Raw genomic sequence first — 20,136 nt, 5'->3', positions numbered from 1 at the left:
AGAAAAACGGAAATAACTAAACAAAAATAAGAAGTTATCTAATAAATAGAAACTCCTTTCTTATTACCCTATCTATATAGAATATCTACCTAAGCTTTGTTCGGCCATTTGAACTAAACGTTTCGTAAATTTTTAACATATTAGAATAAAATTGCCTTAATATTGATCAAAAAATAAAATGAACTCTTCTTTCTTACCAGAACTAGCTTCCATTTTACCTTCGCTAACTAATTCTCTCATGACCTGAACTAATTCTCCACCAACTTCTTTTAAGATTGAACGTAACCTAGTATCAATTGTACTCTCGATAAAATTCCATACTAGTTCCTTTTTTGTGGGTGGCGTATTTGATATTGGCAATGAGTAGTTTTGTTTTTCTTGGATGCATTTTGAAACGACAAGTTGCTCAATTATTGCATCTACTTCACTTTCTGTTGGGGCGACAAGACAGCTTTGTATATGTAAAAAGTTTTCCTTACCTTCTAATTGAGCAACACAATCACCTTTTCCCATAAGAACGAATGGTGGCTTCCCATCAAGTACGGTTTTGTAATTGTGCTTGCTAGTAATTCTAAAAACAATTCGACTTGGGAGATTTGCTTTGACTAAACACGATACCACATCAACTGATGGTCTTTGAGTGCAAATGCACAAAAAGATTCTTGCAGCTCAGTTTTTTTGTGCTAATAAACAGACGTAATTTCAACTGATTTATCAAATAGAAATAGGTCTGCATATTCATCTATTATGACAACGATGTTCTTTATAATATGCCCTTTTTCACGATAATGACTTGACTAATATTACGAACTTTTTCTTTTTTAAATAATTCGTAGCGTTTTCCCATTTCTAGTACTAATGAATTTAATAAACTGATTGCTTCAGCTGATTTTGTTATTACTTTTTCGACTAGTGGAGAATATTCAAAAGGTGAAAATTCAACTTGTTTCGAATCAATTAAATAGAGTAACAGTTCATCAAAACTCTTTGTTAGATGAAAGAAAATTAACAATGTAGTTAAAAATACACTTTTGCCACTACCAGTCGAAGTCTTAGAATCAGTCTGGTCGGATACAGCACATTTTCATTCACTATTGTGAAGCTCCGATTTTTGAGCTTCATGGATGACTAATAAGTGCGATATCCTTCCAAATTCATCAAAAACCAGATCAGAAACTTACTTTCTTATTATCCATTTAGGAGCCCACCAATTTGCAGGTCCGAGAAGCTTCATCAACGCAGGAACAACGATAATTCGAATCAGGGTTGCATCAATAAAAATAGCACAAAATAAACCGACACCCAGTGCCTTTGTAATTTCAATTTTAGTAAAAATGAATGAGCCCACGACAACAAGGAGAATTAATGCAGCACTACTTATTAGACGGCCTGTTTTCTGGAGCCCTAATGCGGTACTTTTTACGTTATCACCTGACTTCTCATATTCTTCCTTTATCCTTGAAATTAAAAATACTTCATAATCCATTGATATTCCAAACACAATACAAAAGATTGATACAGGCATAATGATACTAACATATCCAGTTGAGGTAATATTTAGAAAATGAGACAGCCATCCATACTGAAAAACCATTACCACAATGCCTAGGCTTGCTCCAAGGCTTAAGACGTTCATCATAACCGCTTTAAGCGGTATAAGAACAGACTTGAAAACAAACAGCAATATGGAATAAGTCACAGAGATAATAAACAACATCAGCAGGGGTAATCCTAAATTTATTCGATTCATCATGTCTACTCGCAAAGCCGTTTGACCAGTAACATATGTTACTAAGTCACTCATTGATTCATCTCGTAGCTGTTTAACAAGTCCAGAAGATTCTGCTGAATCCGGCTTCGACCTTGGTACTACTGTCAGCAATGTAAAATTTCCTTGTAATAAGTTTTCGTTTATCATTCGGTCATATGTACCTTTTAAATCTAATAGATGAGAGGTTTCTTCTGGTGTTCGATTTCCAAGTGAATCTATATAGCTTTGAACCTCTAACACACCAGGTATTTGCCGAATTTTATCTTCATATTTTTTAATCTTCCTAATAGATGCTACTTCTGTGACATTTTCCTTTGCCTTCACAATAATATAAATAGGGCTTGATTTCCGTACGTCATAATTTTTTTTCAGTAATTCCGCCCCTGTCCTTGATTCATAAACTGGGGGGAGTACTTCCGCAGTTGGCACCCCTAATTTCATTCCAATAATTGGTAGCATCAGTGTGATTAAAAAGGTGCTAATAAAGATGGCTAATATAGCTGGTCTTTTCATTACAGAATTTGCGATTCTCTCCCACATAATAGAATTTTCCAATTTCTTTTGAGTACCAGGAAATACTTTAAGAGAATTTATATGATGGCCAAAAATACCTAATAACGAAGGTAAAAGCGTGCATGAAAGGATCATTGCAGAAAAGACCACTAGCACACCACCCAGACATAACGAATAAATTATAGGCAGTTTTATAAACAACATGCCAAACATACCAATCAAAACAGTAAATCCTGAGAAGAAAACAGATTGTCCTGCTGTTTGTGTAGCCATGGCTACAGCATCCTCTACTGATTGTTGTCTCTTTAATTCCTCTCGAAAACGGCTGACAAGAAAAAGGGCATAGTCCACTCCAATCGCAAGACCTAGCATCATCACTATATTTGGAAGAAAATTCGAGAGCGAGTAATAACCAGTAAGATAATAGGTTATCCCCATAGTCAGAGATACACTCATCATCCCAATTAACAGAGGTAAAATAGCTGCCCATACAGTCCCAAAAATAAATAATAGAACAATTAAGGCAATCGGAAGGCCAATCTTTTCTGAATATGCCATATCATGTTTTGTCGCATGCTGTACTTCATAAATTGTAGCTAATTCTCCATCAACATATGTATCCATTCCCTTGGGCTTCTCTATTAACTTTTTCATCTCTGGAAAATCCTTGAGGGCCTTTTGATTGTTTAATTTAAGTTCAACAACAACAGACTGAATACCATTATCTTCTACTAAACGAGGTGTTTTGTTTATTTGAATATTTTTTACATATTTTTGCTTTTTTAATTTTTCTAATGATTGTAATATGTCCTTCTTTGCTTGTTCACTTGTTAGGTCTAAATCACGACTTGTATAAACAATATTTAGCATTGACGGCGGCGACCCTAATTCTTTTCTCATTAATGATACACCGATATCCGACTCACTACCCTTTGGATTTAACCCACTATCTTTTAGTCTATCAGGTAGTTGTTGGGCAAAAAATATTGAAAGAATGAATAACAATATCCAAAAAATTGCTATTGCCCAGCGTAATTTGTACATCTTTATTCCCCAATGCCAGAATAGTCCTTTTTTTTTTATTTCTCTCATCCTTTTCTTCCCCCTTTTGTGTCCAGTAAGAATAGAATTACTCATTTCTCACATTTTTATTAAAATAAAAATAAGGACCGCTATTTAAATAACAAAAAGGCAGTGGATTTACTTATTGAGATTTAAGAAAGAATTATTTGCTTTTCTAATAAGGTTCCAAAAGGAGGAAATATGAAAATGGCTCTTTAACGGAACAACTTTATCGTCTCTCAACAGTTCCTTGAATTCTTTTAATTCAGGTTTCCTACCTTTCACTATAAAAATATCTTTTTAGATAATGTTATCTAGAGGGAAAAAGCATCACGACTTTATTTAAAACATCATATCTTTTTTATAAACGTCGTGATTTTTTTCAAATGCAAAAAGCTCTTATAAACCTTAATAAATAGTAACAGTGTAAGCAGTTCTATAGTTTTAATCATACAATATCGATAATATCGTTACTAATATCATCATCATATACATATATTTATTTTTATTGTATACATTGACATATATGTCTACAATATCATTAATACCATAAATGTAGATTGTATTTTTATGTTATTTCAAATAATCAAGTATTATTTCCTAGTGCATTCATATATTTAATCCAGTAATTTATTACTTAATCCTATATAAAATAATTATCTGAACAATAGTATAAGTGATCAATTAAATGTGACACGTAAATCAGGACTTTTTTGACAAAACCTTCGTATTAATAGAATTAAAATCCCAACTAGTAGAAAAATATTAATAATGTTATTAAATAAATAATTTATAATACATATATATTGTTATCATACACGTTATATATCGTACTAATATATGTATAATTGAATGCTGAAACTAAATATATTATCATTATATACATATTATTTAACATATACACCAACATATATTATGTCATATATCATTATGTTAAGTTATACATATATCACTACATCAATATTAGTGTTATTATTGAACTATTTATATACAACATTATCATTTTTACAGTCAAAACATTTTTCACTATAATATATATGATGTCATATATCATTATGTTAAGTTGTACATATACCACTACATCAATATTGGTATTATTATTGAACTATTTTTATACAACATTATCATTTATACAGTCAAAGCATAATTCACTATAATATATATGATGTCATATATCATTATATAAAAAACTACATATACCATATAACCAATGATAATATATTATTATTGATTTATATTTTTAACTTAATTTCGATATTATTAGTGAAGTATATATACATACTATTATCTAGCTTGAAATATTTTTCAGAATTGAAAATATCATATATGTTAATTTATGGTATGTCATATGTAATGAAATTAAAAACTAAATATATTAGATTATCAATGATAAAATTATCATTATTGATTTATCATACATATTACAATTCTATTGGAAATATTTAGATACACAATTTTAATGTTTCATGATCTGTTTACACTTTTTTTAGAAATATCAAATGTCAGACAGGAATTTGTATATAAAACTAGAAATCTACTAATTATCTAAGTAAATCAAATAGATTTTCAATAATAACAACAAACGTATCATATAGGGTACTATATATAATGACATATGTTATAATGATAAATCATACACTTGCTAGATTATTGATTTAAATCTTATATTATGTAGATATATAATCATTGTTCAATTTATTTTTAAAATATTCATCTATTTTTTGAAAGAGGTGTTAATCTTGACAGCAAAAATTGTCACATTCGGTATTAGTAAGGGTGGATGCTCTAAATCAACAAGTAGCGGTATCACTTCCTATCTATTAAGCCAAGAAGAGAAAGTGTTAGCTATTGACATGGATGGTCAAGGGAACTTAACTAGTTTCTTGACCGGAGAATATGACATTTGTAGTATCTTTGAAGAGAAGAGCATTTTAGAGGCAATCTTAAACGAAGATGCACGTTCTTACATAATTAAAATTAAAGAAAATCTGGACTTAATCCCATCTAATGATTTTCTGGCAACATTACCTAGAAGGATGTACGAAAAGGGGTTAAAGTTAGACGCATTACAAAAAGCACTTGAGCCTGTTATGGAGGACTATGACTGGATTATTATCGATACACCGCCAGCTTTATCCGAACAAACTGTATTACCATTAAGTACATTCTCAGAAGCTGGTAGCTACGCTGTTGTCATGTTTGATGGTTCCATGTTTGCTTATTACGCGATTCCAAAGTTTTTGGAGATCATTGAAGGTGCAAAGGAACGATACAATCCAACTTTAGAAACATCTGGTATTTTGTTCTCCTTGATTGATGCAAGGGCGAAAGAAAATGATGTGATGGAAGAAGCGATTGAAGAAGATTATCCTGGTCTAAAATACCATTCTATTATTCGAAGAAAAGCGGCTACGAGACGTTTAGCCATCACAGGTTTTGAGGAAAACGCAGAATTAAAAGCAGCATTAGAATACTATATTCCCTTTGTGAAGGAGTTGAAGGAACGTGTCTACAAAAATCAACCTCAAAGATAAAATAAAAAAACCGAATGCTACTCAAACCTTCTTTAATTCATATGAGACTGATGCAGTTAATGAGAAGGATGACAACAAAGTGGATATCAAAAAAGATGTTGAGAACAATAACACAAATGATAATAACACTGAAAACGTTGAAATTATGAATCAAAACAATAAAATTGAAAACGAAACATATGTCATCAATGACAATGATGTTATTGTTAATGTTAAAACTGAAGATGAAGAAGATGATTATCTTCGAAATCTCGCTGCTGGAAAAAAGACTTTGAAGAGAAAAGAAAAGAAAGTCTTTACTTCTTTTTATATGGATCCTGATTTGGCCACTGAAGTGGATAAAATTGCTGCTAGAGGGCAAAAAGGGGACAAATCAAAACTTATTAATCAGGCATTGCGTAAATTATTAGAAGACTATGGTGTATTGTGATCCATTAATCAAAAAAATGAATAAACTAGAAACTAAACAATTATTCTACTAATAAATTCTAGACGATTTGTGTTTACGAATAAACTCAATAGGCAAGAAAGCTGGTCATTACAGATCAGCTTTTTTATTTTTAAAATTTATTGTTCAGAAAGCCTCTTATTAAATTACAGGATTTCTTTACTTAGTAGATTAATAAAAATTGAGTAGTATAAAAAGTATTACTAGAGTGTTACTTAACAATTGAAAAAGTGTTATAAAAGTGTTATTATTTATACTAAAGGAAAATAAATCCAACTTAGGAGATGTTTGTCAATGGAATTTAAGATTGCTTCGCTAGATGCTGGAAATGATAGTTTAAAAGGTTTTATTGGTGGTCTTTCTGAAGAAAATCGTATATACATACCGAATGTTATTAAAAGAATGGATTCACGATCTATGTTATCAGATGAGAATGAGCCAATTGAGGAACTACATGTTCATGTCACTTCTAGGGCTTTAAAAGAATCTGCAATCTATGCGGTTGGTAATTTAGCTGCGAAAGAAGTAAATAACGATGTCGTATCTTCTCGTGTTAAAAAAGGGGATTCTGAGCAAACAGTCATTCTACTTCTTACTGCACTTGCATTGGATGCAGCTAAAGATTCAGATAAAGACGTAATAAACGTAAAATACTTATTGAGTACAGGCTTACCTTTAGATGAGGTAAAAGATGATGAAAATGCACGGATTAATTTTAAGAAAAAACTGATAGAGAGTATGCATGAAGTGAAATTCGAACAAACCCCTGGAGGGTTAAAAGGAAAAACAGTTCGTATCGAGTTTGAAGACGTCATTGTAAGTATCGAGGGGTATGCAGCAATGATCAATCTAACGATGGACGATCATTTTAATAAGAAAAATCACGAACTACTATCTAAAAATCTACTAATCACGGACATTGGTGGAAATACTAGAGATAAAGCGATTATACGAAATGGAAAAATTGATAATGAAAACTCTGTAGGGGATATTGCTGGGATTGGTAATTACCTTGATTTAATAAATAAAGATTTAGACCGCGAATATAGAAAAACCATTTTCAAATCAAGACGCCAACTTGTAGAAAATATTATACGTGAGAACGATCCATTTATTATTAAGCCTGATGGAAAGCCTGTATCAATTAAATCAACTGTAGATAATCATCTACAAACTTACGCTCAATTGCAATACAACGATATCATTAGCACATGGGATAACGTTGGAGATTTAGATGAAATTTACATTGTAGGTGGTTCGGCAGCTATCATTCGCGAACAATTAGAGGGTTTAAATAAAAAAGGTAAAGGATATGAACTACATTTTTTAGAAGCAGATGAGAGTATTTGGAGTATTGCAAAGGCATATTTCAAAATCTTATATATCGTTTCTAAAAATAAAGGGATTGAACTGTCGTTACAAAAAGTAGGTGTTTAATGCGTGTCCAGTAAAAAACTATTAGAACCTGGTAAAACATTTTCCGTTAAGCTCCCTGTAGAGATAAGTGATGAAACATTAAAGTTTTTAAATGGATTAGAGAAACGTAATTCAAAAATATTAAGTCTTCTTGATGCAGCAGCAAAAAAAGCAAATGAAGAATTAAATAGTGATGAGTTACATGTACGTTTAGACTATAAACTTACAACAGAAGACAGAAAGTTATTAGATGATCCGGTTATCCAAAAATCAATATCTGCATTCATTGCAATGTTGATCGGAAGTAAAAATACCATCCAAACACAAAGACTCTATCCAACTAATCATAATGAACATACAAATGAAAAGGATACGAATGAAGATTTTTCTGATTTTGCAGGTATGCTTAATTTTGAGTAAACATTAATTAAGAATAAAGAAAATAGTTAAAAATTAGACCTTATTCAAAGATTACTTGCTTTTCTTTTCATTAATAGAAAAATAGCCGATTCCTATTTTCTTTATTATAGGAATCGGTTTTTTTATTATTGATAAGCCTAATGCAAACTAGGTTTATATATAAATACAACATTATTAACATATATTTTGAAGTATATGTCAACAATGGATTTATTGTTGTTATTGGCACTGACATTAAAAATGATAATTATCTTCGATTTTCTTCTTGGAAAAAGACTTCAAAGATAAAAGTGAAATAGGTTTTTACCTCATTCTAAATAGATCCAGACTTGTAAATCATATTTTACACAATGACTAAAATCTTGTTACCATTTCTTGATGTTTTGCACTTGCTTGGAATGCAACCTCTGAAGCATACATATTACTCTACCAAGCATAGATTCTCTCATAATAATAAGCTGATTATAAGTTCAAAATCATTTCAATAACATTAAAGATACTAGTAGTATGCTCATTAAAAAAAACAAACCACCATTTATAATAATTGGTGGTTGCTGGCATGTAAAAATATTCCTTAAAAATTTTAATCTTCAAGTTTATCCATGTTTTCCAGATTCTTATGTTGTTTATCCTTTCCAACATGAGTATAACTAGAGGTAATTTCACTTGATGTATGCCCTAATTGCGTTTGAAGCCCAATAAGATCTTTATTTGCAGTCCAATGCTTTGTTGCGAACGTATGGCGAAGCTTATGAGGTGTAAGTCGCTTGTTAACATTAAATGCTTTTGAGTATTTCTCAACTAGATCCTGGATCGAGCGAATGGAGAGAGGGGAATAGCTCCCTTTGTACCTAGTAAAGAAAACATGTTTTTCATCATTCGCACAACCATAATTTTCCGTTCGAGTATGTAAATACTCTTTTAATTCATCCATTGCTCTCGGATTAACTGTTACATAAACCTTACCTGATTGACCTTTTCTAAATACCCCTAATGAGTTTTCCTCAAAATTAATATCTTCTAATTGTAAGAAAGCAAGTTCGGACAATCTCAAGCCGCTGCCTAAAAAGAGTGATAAAATTGCTAAATCTCTATTTTTATCTCGAAGAAAAAATCTTAACTGAATAGGGGAAAGTGCCTTTTCATAGTCAGATGCAATAAAATCCAAGAAACGTATGTCTTCATTACCTCTATATATTTTTTGTTCAAAAGAATCCGCACGTTTTACAGGATCTGAACTTACTTTAGTCGTTTCGATTTTTGCAAAAACATTACGATAAAAATAAGGTTCTTTAGTTTTTGGATCTTCTGATTTTTGAGTTAAATAATTGAATAAACTCTTTAGTGCGCTAATTCTTCTATTAACTGTTCTTTGTTCATATTTACCATCTAGATAACCTTGAAATTCTTCGGCTTCTTCTAGGGGGAGTTCAGCTAGGATTGTGATTGGTATATCAACAGGTGAGATCGTATCTTTATTTATTGTTTCTAATACCCAATTGTTATCTGCTAAGAAGTTAAAGAATAACTTATAATCATTTGCATAATTAAATAGAGTAGTAGCTGAGCGCTTACGATTCTTCTGAAAATACTTAAACACATATGGTGGAAGAGAAGGGAGCAATACCTTTAGTTGTTGTAGATGTTTTTCTTGTTGTAAATTTTTAGTTTTAACTTCAAATTGCTCAATATCCCTAAATGTTTTAGGTGTATGGCTCATAATATCATTCCTTATTCCTTATTCCGTCAAAGTTCGCATATAATCCAATTTATACGCAAACTAGTTTACATAATTATACTATTAAATATTATCGTTAGATTGTAATATATATTTAGTAAATTTAGTGAAGTCTCCGAGATGGTTCACAATGATTTTTTCAACAATTTCTAGGTTAACACTTTGATAATCATGCACTGCGATATTTCGAAAACCTACCATTGCTTTTAATTTATTCGAAAGATCTTGTGTGAGTAGGGTGTTAGCTACTAAAATATCAAACGCATCACGACTAGATTGAGGAATTCCTAGTTTTTTTATCGCTACAAGGTGCATCGCTAGATCTATACAAGCTTCACAGGCTCTTTGAATATTTAATATTATTGAATCTTGTTTTGTATAATCAATAAGGTTTAATGGATTATTATCATATACTTCATTAATTCTGTTAATACAGCGTTCTATTGTTGATATTTTATTTAATATAACTTGATTATTCATAAATAGAACCTCTTTTCTTAATATTATTTAAGATTTCAATTCGTTCTTCATTTAATTTTGCATACATTTTCAAGGTTTTCATTTCAAATTTTTCTCTTCGATCATCATCTGAACAGTAAACTACTTTACCATTTTGGATAATTTCAGACTGAAATACTGTTGAAGCATCGTTTAAATCAATTAAATCTACATTTAAATTCAATATATTTGCTAATTCTTGTGACAATAAAAATCGTTCATAATTACTTAATTTGGTATCACTTAAGTATGCTAGATCCAGGTCACTATCTAGTCGCATTCGATTTTCAGCTGCTGAACCAAACAAAATTATTACATAGGGATTAATTTTTTTTATTAACACCTTTATTATTTCTTGTAGTTTTTCTTGAGGAATCATACAGATTTACCTCCTAAAATATGTAAATTATATAAATCATTATACCACATTTCAAATACTTTAAACTACTTCGCGTTTAATTTGTATTATATGCGAAGTTGTTTGGAAGAGTAGGTTAAAGTTCTGACTTATAGTGCTACTACAAAAACAATCCCAACCAATTCACCGATCTATCGAATGATTTCGTACTATTAAATACTACTTGGTTATTTTCAGGATATTTCAAGAAACAGTGTGCTATTCACAAAGCGTTCGAACTGTTAAAACAATTTAAAATTAAAAAGAGCCACCCATAAGCTAATTACTCTAACTTATGGGACAGCCCCTGTTTTAAATTAAGAATTTAATTCTTCCTTTAATTTCAATATATAATCAGTTATCATACTTGAACAATGCCTTTTACTAGACATGATCCATACATATTGAAGATTGACAGCATCGTAATCAACAATATCTAGTAATATAACATCATCACTCAAATTGTAATTAACTCCGTTGAAGGAAGGTACAAATGACACACCTAAGTTTTCTTCGACCGCTTTTTTTAATGTATCCGTATTTGTAGTGGTAAATAACTCATTCATTATGCCAAACTCCCTATAGAACAGTTTTTTAAACCAATGAATGAATTCCCCATCATAGGTAATCAGTGTTTCATTGACGATTTGTTGCGGTGTAACAAATGTTTTTTCTGCTAATGGAGAGTTTTTATTTACCATTAATTTCAGTTTTGCTTCAAATAAATTATGATAAACTAAGCGATCATTGTTTTTCAGTAAATGTTTTATAAATGGTAACACACCTATATCACTTCGTTCTTCCAAAATATCTTCAATAATATCTTGTCCTGGCTTTTGAAAAATCTCGATATTGATTTTAGGATAGTCATCTCTGATCGCTGAAATTGGGTTTAAAAGGACTGCAAAAAACCCTGGTGTGGTAGATATTTTTAACTTTCCATTCACATTATTATTAATAATTTGTACTTTTTCGATAAGTTCTTGATATTTTATAAAAATCTCTTTCACATTCGTAATAATTTCTTCTCCATCACTCGTTAGAACTGCACGATTACCTCTTTTACGCTCGAACAATTTTATATTAAATTTCTTTTCGATACTAATAATCGATTGACTAATGGCAGACTGACTCACAAAAAGATTTTGTGAAGCAATCGAAAAGGAACCTGTTTTGGCGACTTCGATAAGATATACTAATTTTTCGATATTCATCTTCTTCTCCTTCTATCAACGTTATTAGTATACTACAAACTATATTTTTCTATATTAGGTACTTTAATACTTTACAAAATGTTTGGTATAAATTTAAAAAGCCTGTTCTCGAGTATTGAGAACAGGCTTACATCGTGAAGACAAAGTTCTAAAAATATATTTTTTCAGGGTTTACTATTCTCTAGATTGTGCTGATATAATTTCACCTATACTTATTAGTTCTTAGCTCCATTCGTTAAAAAAATGAGTAACCTAAACAACTCTGAAGCTGTTTAGGTTACCAGTTAAATTAATTTAAACCTAATTCTGCGATAATGCTGTCTAACGTTTGACCTTTATAAGTTTTCTTAGCTTTTGGATTTGCATTTGGATTTGTTGGGTTACCCATTCCAAAGTAGTAGTAAACATATGCCAAGTCATTTACATCTGTTGTGCCGTCAAAGTTGATGTCTGTACTACGGTTGTTTGTTCCCCAATATTTTTGCATTTCAATTGCATCCATGATATCGATTACGTTGTCTTTGTTTACGTCGCCACCAACTGCTGTTGAAACATCAGCGCCAATGTAAAAATACTTTCCATAATCTTCACCATCTAGATTTCCGTATGCACCATGGAAATTAGTGTACGTATTAAAATGTCCAGGAACATCAAACACAATTGACATATCATCATGAGTAACAGGTAATCCAGTTACATAATATTGACCGTTCTTAGCCATTGTTCCATCGTATGTTTTGCCATCTTTATCTTGAACGTAAGCCTTAATTCCCATTGTTGTGTAATCTCTAGTAGGACTGTCATTGAATTTTCCATTAGCTGTTAATAAGCCTTGAGCATAAACATATCCACCTAAAGCAGCGAACTTCGGTAAAATAACGATTCCCGAGAAAGTTCCCCAAGGACTTGTTACTGTTCCGTTAACATTTGTAATCTTAGTAGATGCAAGATTTAAAGAAGATCCTGATACAGGTTTTTTCATATCCGGAATCTTAACTGTTACATCAACCATTTGAATGTCACCTGATACATCTTGAGAACCATCAAACGTAACTGTCGCATTTACTGTAACGACCGGACCATTTACAGTTTGTGTCGTAGTTGTTGTTGTAGATAAAGTTCCACCTAAAGCCTTAGCAGCAGGATTTAACTTAACACTTTCAATGCTTGTATCAAGTGAATTAGCAGTAAACGTGTAAAGAGCTGTTTTTACATTTTTTACATTATTAGCAGTTAACGTATTTGTTCTTGTATCTCCAACATGTGCAACCATTTGGTTATATCGAGTTGGTCCGTGTGGTTCACCGTATACATATGAGTAATCATCTTGAACAAGGTAGTACGTCTTTTGAGCATTCGCATTAGTTGCTTGGTCGCCACCAACAAAGAACACCTGCGTAATTGGTCCATTTACTGCAATTCTGTCTGAAGCATTTCCGTTTTCATCTGTTTTTAGCGTTCCAGTGATTTTATTGCTGTTCCAAGAATAAGGGATTCCGTTTGTACCTTGATTAATGTTAATACCAGCTGCTTTCATTTGATCAACCATTTGGTCATGGATAGAAGCAGTTACAGGTATTGAAGTTTCACCTTTCTTGAATTCAACGAAAGGACTTCCTTCTTTTTCCCCTTGTACTTGCACATTAAACTTATCAGGAGAAGTATTATCAATGAATAAATCTTGTGCATTAACAAATTCTTTACCAGCATCATTCACGCCAATAATTTTTAGTTTGTAATGACCTTCTCTTGGTAAAGTTGCCACTTTCTTAATAGATTGGTGAGTGCTATCTGTGTATGGATAGATGAATCCGTTGAACGGTACAAAGTTGTATGTTTTACCTTCTTCGTAATACATTCCGTCGAATGAGTTTGCCATACCTAAATCTTCACCAGTTTTTGCATCTGTAAGAACTGAGTAAACATATCTCATATGAGAATTTAACGTTAGTGTTGCACTCAAAATTGGGCTAATAATCGGACTTGTTAATGCAGTACGGTCATTCGTGATTGAGTTACGAGAAAGAGTAAAGTCTTTAATTCCTTCTTCAACATAATGAACTCCGAATGGAATGCGATATGTTTCAGATGGATCATCTTGGTTTGTATAAGTAACATATCCTTCGTAAATACCTTTTTCAGCTGTCGTTGGAATTGCAAGGTCTACTTTTCTTGTCACATTGCTATTTACAGGAACCTTAACAGTATTGTCTGTATTAACTGTTACTCCATTCTTTTCTGCATCCTTTGAGCCTCTTACGTTTGTTTGATAAGAGACTTTTACATCAAACGTTTTAGAATTAGAACCATTGTTCTCAAATGTTAAAGAACGAGATTCAACTAAATCCTTACCAGTGAAAGGTACATTACCAAAGCTTAGAGCGCTTGTAATTTCTTTGATATCATTTGTTTCTCCATTAGCAACAAATGGTGTTGTATCTTTTACCTTGATTTCAACTGAAGTGTGTAATGCTTGCATTGGATCAACTCGACCTGCACCTACTTCGTATACAGAGTAAGGCTTGCTTAATGGATCAGCTGTATTCATTAGAAGCGCTTTGATATCTTCTGGTTGTAAGTTAGGATTAGCTCCTTTTAATAACGCTGCAACACCTGCTACAAACGGAGTTGCCATTGATGTACCTGACATATGGTCATATGCATATTTATAGTCAGTTGGATCATTCGGACTATGCACAAATCCTGGAACAGTTGATAGTACGCTTACACCTGGAGCCGTAACTTCTGGTTTGATATCATACGTTACTCGAGAAGGTCCACGTGAACTGAACGCTGCTAACTCATCACCTTTTGTTGTGATTTGAGCTAAGTCGCTAAAAGTAAATTCTGTTTTACCGCTTAAGATTTTAGATTGTAATGCAAGACCATCAGCATTTGTTAAGTTAAATGCAGGGATAAAGTCTGTACCTTCTGCTAAATAGAATGGCATATAACCATTTGTGTCATTGTTGTAGATCAGGATTGCCGCTGCACCTTTTAATTTAGCTTGTAAGATTTTATCATTGATTGTAGTTGAACCACGAGCAACTAGAACTACTTTGCCAGTAACATTTAAGTTAGTATAGTTGTAAGATGCACCAAATCCAGGAATACGTACAATTTGATATGTCTTATTTGCTAATGATGCAATGTTGTCATCGAATCCTCTTGCTAATAACTGCATATCGAAATTTACAGTATCATCATGACCTTTCATTGTTGGAATCGCTGTTGGGACATCACTTGCACCTACTGTTAATGCTAAAGCTGCATTACCAGGATTTCCTACAGTGTACATTTTGTCTCCAGCGTTACCTGCAGCAACGATAGATGTTACACCACTTAATACAGCATAGTTAAGTGCCATACTTTGAGGTGTTAACGGATCATTGTAAGCTGCACCTAAAGATAGATTGATTACATCCATACCATCTTGAACAGCTTTATCAATACCAGCAATAATTGCATCGAATGTACCGCCACCACCTGGGCCAAGTACACGATAAGAATAGATATCAGCATCAGGAGCAATACCTAAAGTTGAAAGATCGCTATTTGCTTTTCCTCGACCAGCAATTGTACCTGCTACGTGAGTACCGTGTTCAGTATAGTAAGGTTCTGCTCCACCATTGATCAGTGGTTTACCAGCTTTTACCCAATCAGCATAAGTTGTTTCCATTGGATCGTTGTCATTATCAACAAAGTCATAACCGCCTTTGTAAGCATCTTTTAAATCAGGGTGGTTGTAGTCAATCCCTGTATCAAGGATACCGACTTTAACGCCTTTACCAGTAAAACCTTCTTTGTGAAGTTGGTCTATTTTAAGGTAAGAACGCTCAGCTGCCATTCCATGTGTACTTCCTTCAGTATTAAGTGGTTCTGTCTTAGGCTCATCTAACTGTACAGTTTGGTTACTATAGATTGCTTTAACAGCTCCAGATTGAACTAACGCTTGTAGTTTGTTTGCAGGAACTTGTAATGTAACACCGTTGAATGCAGTTTTAAATTCACGTTTCACTTGGTATGTTCCGTCTGATTTTGATGTAAATGCATTTTCTAAATCAGTTTTAAATGTTGCATGGTCGTTGTCTACATCGCTTTGTGCTTTTGAAGAAGATAGGGCTTGTCCATTTACAGCCGCTTCAAGCATAGCGACTTTCTTTGGTTTGTTGTTAAACTCAACGATAACTGATACAGTTTCTGAACTATCTAAGTCCACGTCATCCGTTAAATGAAGTCCTCGTGCATTGAACTTGTCAATGTTCTTAAGAGCTTGACGTTGTTCTGCAGTTAGATTCAATTTGCTTTCTACATTAGATTTAAGGTTTTCTAAAGCACTATCTAATTTAGTTGGGCCTTGTGCAAATACATTGAGCATTTGAGTTTGTGAAAATACGAAACTAGCAGTTAGTGCGCCTACTAGCAGTTTGCTTGTTTGCTTTTTCTTCATTCTCTAGTTCTCCTCATCCATTGTTGTTTTTGTATTGTTTGTTTTTACTACTCTAAGCCTCTGTTGCTGTGTCTTTTAATCAACCCACAACTTTCCGTCAAAAGCTTTATTTCCAAAGCTAATTACTCCATTATTTTCTTTTTTCTTTTTTGTTAAATAATTGTTGGGCGCATTGTATGGATCAACTCGTTCCGCACCAACTTCGAACACGCTGTAAGTTTTGCTTAAAGGATCAGCTGTATTCATTAAGATTGCTTTTACAACTTCTGGTTGTAAATCTGGTTTTGCTTGTAATAGTAATGCTGAGATAATTGCAACATTTGCTGTTCCCATTAATGTACCTGAAATTCTTTCATACACATATTTATAATCTGATGGATTATTATGGTTATGTACAAATCCTGGTACAGTCGATATTACACTTACTCCAGGTCCACGAGAACTAAAATCTGCTAAGATATCGCCTGGTAGCTTCGTATTGCCCCCTCTTTGAATTAGGACAACCTTACCGCATTTTTTACAATTTTTTTCTTTAAATACTTCTTCCCCATTTATCCAGTTATCCTGAAAACAAAATATAATATTCTGATAGAATTCGATCAGGTCCCATTACAAGATGCGCTCTAGATACGGATAATTTATCAAATTTCGACCCTATTCGAACTCCTTCCCCATTTGTTATATACAGTATACATAATCAGAATATTCTAATGAAATTCGAAATATTAATAACTAAATAAGAAATTCTTATATTATAAAAATCTCATGGAAATTCTTATATACTTTTGAATATCTTTCCATAAATAATCTTCTTAACAATCTGTATTCCAGCTGTTATCACTGGAGATTTATATATTATGAACATGTCTAATAAAGATGAACTATCCCTATTAATCAAGGGTCGCTTTCGTTTAAAAGACATGAGTATAGTGTATAGACTAAAAGTGAATCATAAGAGAATATATCTTTTGATGAAATCAAATAAAATACAAGCTAAGATAAGCAAAAAAAAATGGAACTAATTTGGACGTAAAGAAATATTTGTCTTTTCAAGTAACTATTTAAATAGAGAATTTTCAGCTAAACGTACAAATAAAAAATGGGTAACAGATATTATCTACTTACTTTTTATGGGATGAAAATCTATAGTTTATTGCTTATAAAACAAGTGAATGAAATTATCTAAAGCTTGTAGCTAATAATTTAAAAGAAGCTATAATAAATAGGGATGTAAACAGATCGTGCAAGAAATGAAGAAGTTAGGAAGAAATGTGAACGAAGATGAATTCCGGACTATGTACGAGGAACCGACAAAGAGATTAAACGTAAAGTAAAATTGACTTTTCATTTAAAAGAAATCCTCTTTAGAAATAAAGGGGATTTTTTAGGTTAAAAAAGGACATTTACGATGCTAGTGAAAATTGGTTAGAATATATTGATTTTAGGATTGAAAATAGGATTGTTAAGGAGTCGGCATTATCTCAATATCTGTTTTAAAAAAATAATCCTGATCTAAAATTTGACGAAATTATAAGAGTATTTTTTTACCCTAGCATAATAAGCTATATATAAGCCTTTCTCAAGTTTTAAAATGAAGCCCCTAGTCTTCCGTTGTTTTGGAAACTTAGGGCTTATTCCATTATAACTTGGAATAATTTTACTATTTTTTAACATACTAATTTTCTTAGACCTTACCAATGAGGTCTATACGGGCCTATACACAGCAATTGCCATTGAAGCTCCTATAGCTTTATGCGAATCACAATAGTTTTTAATAATAGTTTAAATATTGTATAATTACGTTAATACTAAAATTTATCTTTGCTAAAAAGCTCACCCTGTGCCCTGGAACCAATTAGATTCCAGGGTAATTTTATTTTGGTATTACTGAACACTTTGTTCCAATTGTGACATTTTTAACGATGATTTCAGGAATTGAATCTATTTGATCACTTAGAAAATTAATATGGGTTAAATTTGTTTTTAACAATAAACGTTTATACCAAAAATATTCAGAAAACGGGCCGCATTAGAAGTAAATAATATCCAATTGACAGATTCAGCTGTCATTTTATACACTAAATAGCCTAATAATTGAAACTAACAACTTCAAATTAATTATAATATTTTCGACTGTGGAAATAATATCCATAATTAAATATATAGAATAATAATGTTAAAGGATGAACTTCTTATGATTTATATTTATAATGATTATGGTGGAACACATACTACTTCATTGGCTGCCGCATACCAAAAACAATTACCTCAATCTGAAAGAACATTAACTACAGACGAAATATTAAATGTAAAATATTTTAATCAACTAACGAACAAGGATTTTGGAAAACTCATTTTTCATGGAAACGATGAAGATGGTAACTCAGTTTATACCATTGGTAGGAAAAGAAATAAACTTCTTGTTCCTGCATTAAAGGAAATGACCTTACTTTTACAAAGTAAGGTTCATTTTGATGAAAAAATAGTTTTCTCTAATACCTCTCCAACTGTCCCACTTGTTATGTCATTTGGAGGTTTTTTCTCGAGGGGATTAAAAATTGATTTTATAGGTGTACCTTTATTAGTAAAAGGTGCTAAACAATGCTGTGATAATATTTACAGATTAGTTGAACACACGAAACATATAGGTCATACCTCTTTTAATGAAAACGTGATTATTCTAGATAATGAAATATTTAAGTAAATACTTAATAACAATCTGAGTTATTAAAAATGGAAGGCTATTTGGCATGCCTATTTTTAGTATAACATGTATTTTACAAGATTTTTAATGATAAATATTGACAACTATTAGCTGGTTTAGTTGAACAAGAAAGACTTCATTTCTCTATGAATATTGCTCAAATTTAGTTTACATAAAAACGTTTAAAAGACTTGAAAAATGGACCTTCATATTTGAAGATCCATCTCTCTACCTATAGAATTACTGGAATGTTCTATAAGCTAACTTGTGTAATCTGACATATTGAGATAGCTAATCTAGCTGTTGTAGTTGGGTCAATAGCTAAAGTACCAATGACAATACCTAACCCTGTCCCTTCCACAAAAAAACCTGTAGCAATTGAACCATTGTCAACTCTAATGTTCACTGAAGATCCAATTAGTGTATCCAGCAATTCTCTTAATGGTCTTTCAACGCAATCACATTCACAGCCAGAATCGACAGGAGGGAGTAAATTAATAGTCGGTCCAGGTGGTAAAAACCCAACCCCAATAATTTTCGGTATACCGACAAAGAAAGTTGTGACTCCATCTGTCACTGTAACTATTGAATCATTCACTGAAGTGATTGTTACGAATATTAGAAGAGGTTGTTGATTTGGTTCATCTGCTATAGTTTCTAAAAGCACTGATGTACCAATAAGTTGTTGTAAAACGTTTTGCATAGTCGAAACACAGCAATCACATAAACACCCCTCAACTATACCAGTTGCTCCTGTTGCTCCCGCTGGGCCTGTCGCTCCGTCTGCTCCTGTTGCTCCTGCTGGGCCTGTTGCTCCTGCTGCTCCGTCTGCTCCTGTTGCTCCTGCTGGGCCTGTTGCTCCTGCTGCTCCGTCTGCTCCGTCTGCTCCTGTTGCTCCCGCTGGACCTGTCGCTCCTGCTGGGCCTGTTGCTCCAACTGGGCCTGTTGCTCCTGCTGGGCCTGTCGCTCCG

At 32.4% G+C, this 20,136-nt stretch carries 14 protein-coding genes and 1 pseudogene; 5 read left to right on the top strand and 10 right to left on the bottom strand.

Annotated features, from left to right (window positions below; translation table 11 throughout):
* Positions 1 to 156: 156 nt before the first annotated feature.
* The 3 genes and pseudogenes from ACFVRR_RS17420 to ACFVRR_RS17410 all read right to left on the bottom strand — a co-directional run bounded on the left by ACFVRR_RS17420 (position 157) and on the right by ACFVRR_RS17410 (position 3,376).
* Positions 157 to 654 (bottom strand): hypothetical protein, encoded by a 498-nt coding sequence (locus ACFVRR_RS17420; RefSeq protein WP_387331154.1) that lies wholly within the window; start codon positions 652 to 654, stop codon positions 157 to 159.
* Between the two features lie 109 nt (positions 655 to 763).
* A pseudogene (locus tag ACFVRR_RS17415) lies at positions 764 to 1,036 on the bottom strand (FtsK/SpoIIIE domain-containing protein); the annotation flags it as partial.
* A 141-nt stretch (positions 1,037 to 1,177) separates the two neighbouring features.
* Complete coding sequence (locus ACFVRR_RS17410) at positions 1,178 to 3,376, bottom strand: MMPL family transporter (protein ID WP_387331151.1); 2,199 nt, start codon at positions 3,374 to 3,376, stop codon at positions 1,178 to 1,180.
* A gap of 1,709 nt (positions 3,377 to 5,085) precedes the next feature.
* Here ACFVRR_RS17410 and ACFVRR_RS17405 point away from each other — a divergent pair.
* The 4 genes from ACFVRR_RS17405 (at position 5,086) to ACFVRR_RS17390 (ending at position 8,164) form a co-directional block, all read left to right on the top strand.
* Positions 5,086 to 5,880, top strand: a complete 795-nt coding sequence (locus ACFVRR_RS17405; protein ID WP_387331148.1) for a ParA family protein — start codon at positions 5,086 to 5,088, stop codon at positions 5,878 to 5,880.
* Positions 5,852 to 6,310, top strand: a complete 459-nt coding sequence (locus ACFVRR_RS17400; RefSeq protein WP_387331145.1) for a ribbon-helix-helix domain-containing protein — start codon at positions 5,852 to 5,854, stop codon at positions 6,308 to 6,310. Before ACFVRR_RS17405 ends, ACFVRR_RS17400 begins: the two co-directional genes overlap by 29 nt.
* A 312-nt stretch (positions 6,311 to 6,622) precedes the next feature.
* Entirely contained in the window at positions 6,623 to 7,765 is a 1,143-nt protein-coding gene (locus ACFVRR_RS17395) for a ParM/StbA family protein (RefSeq protein WP_387331142.1), read from the top strand.
* Between the two features lie 3 nt (positions 7,766 to 7,768).
* Complete coding sequence (locus ACFVRR_RS17390) at positions 7,769 to 8,164, top strand: hypothetical protein (protein ID WP_387331139.1); 396 nt, start codon at positions 7,769 to 7,771, stop codon at positions 8,162 to 8,164.
* 583 nt (positions 8,165 to 8,747) lie between these two features.
* Here ACFVRR_RS17390 and xerS read toward each other — a convergent pair.
* The 6 genes from xerS to ACFVRR_RS17360 form a co-directional block, all read right to left on the bottom strand.
* Positions 8,748 to 9,884, bottom strand: a complete 1,137-nt coding sequence (xerS, locus tag ACFVRR_RS17385; protein ID WP_387331136.1) for a tyrosine recombinase XerS — start codon at positions 9,882 to 9,884, stop codon at positions 8,748 to 8,750.
* Between the two features lie 81 nt (positions 9,885 to 9,965).
* Positions 9,966 to 10,382 (bottom strand): type VII toxin-antitoxin system HepT family RNase toxin, encoded by a 417-nt coding sequence (gene hepT / locus ACFVRR_RS17380; RefSeq protein WP_387331133.1) that lies wholly within the window; start codon positions 10,380 to 10,382, stop codon positions 9,966 to 9,968.
* Entirely contained in the window at positions 10,375 to 10,779 is a 405-nt protein-coding gene (mntA, locus tag ACFVRR_RS17375) for a type VII toxin-antitoxin system MntA family adenylyltransferase antitoxin (protein WP_387331130.1), read from the bottom strand. Before mntA ends, hepT begins: the two co-directional genes overlap by 8 nt.
* 335 nt (positions 10,780 to 11,114) lie before the next feature.
* On the bottom strand, positions 11,115 to 12,011 hold the full coding sequence (locus tag ACFVRR_RS17370) for a LysR family transcriptional regulator (RefSeq protein ID WP_387331127.1): 897 nt from the start codon (positions 12,009 to 12,011) through the stop codon (positions 11,115 to 11,117).
* 289 nt (positions 12,012 to 12,300) lie between these two features.
* Positions 12,301 to 16,461, bottom strand: a complete 4,161-nt coding sequence (locus tag ACFVRR_RS17365; protein WP_387331124.1) for a S8 family serine peptidase — start codon at positions 16,459 to 16,461, stop codon at positions 12,301 to 12,303.
* 75 nt (positions 16,462 to 16,536) lie between these two features.
* Entirely contained in the window at positions 16,537 to 16,920 is a 384-nt protein-coding gene (locus ACFVRR_RS17360; RefSeq protein ID WP_387331282.1) for a S8 family serine peptidase, read from the bottom strand.
* Positions 16,921 to 18,655: 1,735 nt separating this feature from the next.
* Here ACFVRR_RS17360 and ACFVRR_RS17355 point away from each other — a divergent pair.
* A complete protein-coding gene (locus ACFVRR_RS17355; protein ID WP_387331121.1) occupies positions 18,656 to 19,165 on the top strand; it encodes a DUF3189 family protein in 510 nt (169 codons plus the stop codon).
* A 253-nt stretch (positions 19,166 to 19,418) separates the two neighbouring features.
* Here the strand turns inward: ACFVRR_RS17355 and ACFVRR_RS17350 are convergent.
* The coding region (locus ACFVRR_RS17350; protein WP_387331118.1) for a hypothetical protein at positions 19,419 to 20,136 on the bottom strand (718 nt) is incomplete at its 5' end.

It is taken from the genome of Gottfriedia sp. NPDC057948, assembly GCF_042887255.1.
In the GTDB taxonomy this organism is placed as follows: Bacteria; Bacillota; Bacilli; order Bacillales; family Bacillaceae_G; genus Gottfriedia.
The sequence above is the reverse complement of the archived record's forward strand: the minus strand, read 5'-3'. Positions and strand labels throughout refer to the sequence as shown.